This window comes from Synechococcus sp. R6-10, assembly GCF_047461815.1.
Classification (GTDB): domain Bacteria; phylum Cyanobacteriota; class Cyanobacteriia; order Thermostichales; family Thermostichaceae; genus Thermostichus.
In genome coordinates this window covers 1-1,663 of the sequence record NZ_JANSHW010000272.1, presented here as the reverse complement: position 1 = coordinate 1,663, position 1,663 = coordinate 1, and the positions used below count along the sequence as shown (strand labels likewise).

Annotated in this window: 2 protein-coding genes; one reads left to right on the top strand and one right to left on the bottom strand. The window is 58.7% G+C overall.

Annotation, left to right across the window (positions count from 1 at the left end; translation table 11 throughout):
• Positions 1-173 precede the first annotated feature (173 nt).
• Positions 174-1,025: a PD-(D/E)XK nuclease family protein gene (locus tag NW837_RS08395; RefSeq protein WP_414330618.1), complete on the top strand. Its 852-nt coding sequence runs from the start codon at positions 174-176 to the stop codon at positions 1,023-1,025.
• Between the two features lie 44 nt (positions 1,026-1,069).
• On the opposite strand, the gene NW837_RS08390 is transcribed toward NW837_RS08395, so the two are convergent.
• The coding region (locus tag NW837_RS08390; RefSeq protein ID WP_414330615.1) for an acetamidase/formamidase family protein at positions 1,070-1,663 on the bottom strand (594 nt) is incomplete at its 5' end.

Below are 1,663 nucleotides of genomic sequence, written 5' to 3'. Positions count from 1 at the left end.
TAATCCGTACTGAACATATTATACATTATTTTCAGTATAGTTGAGCTTATTATTGACTAGAGTCATGCTCCTCCGCTGGGCGACCCCTGGTGGCGGTGGGGGTATCCTGAGAGCAGTGGAACTTAGCCCCCTCTTGCCAGCTCTTCCCCTTCGCGACAGCGGTGCGGAGCACTTTGTCTGGGATCCCTGCTGCCCCTTCTCTGGAGAGGTTGAGTTTTGAGCAGGTCAACCTCTCCGCCTCTTCACTGGCCCTGCTGGACCATTGCCCCCGCCTGTTTCGCTATGTGTACCTGGAGCGGTTGATCTGGCCCGCTGCCAGTGTTTTTGAGCACGAGCTGGAGCAGAGGCGCGGACGGCAGTTTCACCGTTTGGTGGAGTGGCACAGCCGCGGGCGGCAGGTGGAGCCGCGTTTGTCCGGCCTGGATGAAGGGGTGCAGCAGTGGTGGCAGGTGTTCTTGGCCAGCTCCCATGCCCATCCCCAGGGACGGGTGTTGGCGGAGTTGCCCCTGTGGCAACGGATTGAGGGCTTTAAGCTGATAGCCCGTTTGGATCGGCTGGTGATTATCCCCGGATCCCTGCACATCCTGGACTGGAAAACTGAGCGTCAACGTCCTCGCGATGAACAGTTGGCCCAAGACTGGCAGGTGCGCCTTTACCCTCTGCTGCTCTGCGAGGTGGCCCAGCAGCTGCCCCTGGAAGGCCCTTTTGAGCCGGAGCAGGTGCAACTGACCTTTTGGTATGTGCAACATCCGCAGCAGCCCTTCCACCGGTATTACAGCGCCGCCGCCTATGAGCAAGACCTGGCCCACCTAAGAGCCACTCTGAACCACCTGCGGCAACTGGAGGCGCAAGACTTTCCCATGACCCCCCACACTGAGCGCTGCAACAGTTGTCTGTTTCGCTCCCGCTGCCATGGGCTGCTACCGGAAGGGATCCCCTCTCAAGACCTCACGGATTGGGTCTGGCCAATGCAGGAGCCCGCGACACCTGCGGATCCCATCGCCGATACTTATTGGGAGCAGTAATGGGAGCAGTAAGGACTCCGCCCCGCTGACGCGATTAGATCCGATTAGATCAGGGTAGGGCGGGGCAGGATCTGTTTTGGCAGCAACCCATGCACACCTTTCATGGGGCTGTTCACCACCTGCGTGATGTGGAAGTGGACAGCAATGCTGCAAAGCACATAGGCTTCCTCTCGCCCAATGCCGACAAACCGATGCAGAAAATCGATCATCCGCCTTAGGGCAATCTCAAAGGCCGCATCCAGATCCTCGGCAAAGCCCATGGTAATGAAATCGGTCGGGGTTTCCGCCAGCGGTGCCTCGAGCGGCAGATCTTTGCGCAGGATCAACTGCAAAGTGCCATTCATGGAAGTTTCAATGGCCGTTACATCAACTTCTCCGTCCCCTTGAGCGGAGTGGCCATCCCCCACCGAAAAAAGGGCACCGGGCACAAAGACCGGCAAAAAAACTCGGGATCCCGCCTGCAATTGGCGGTTGTCGATGTTGCCACCATAGTTGCCGGGGGGGATAGAGCTGCGGCTGGTTTCCTCGGTCGCCACCCCCAAGATGCCAAAGAAGGGGCGAATGGGGACGCGGATGCCGCTGCCGGGAGGAAATTCCGCTACCCCCTGGTCTATATCTAGGTCGATGAAGCGCAGTCG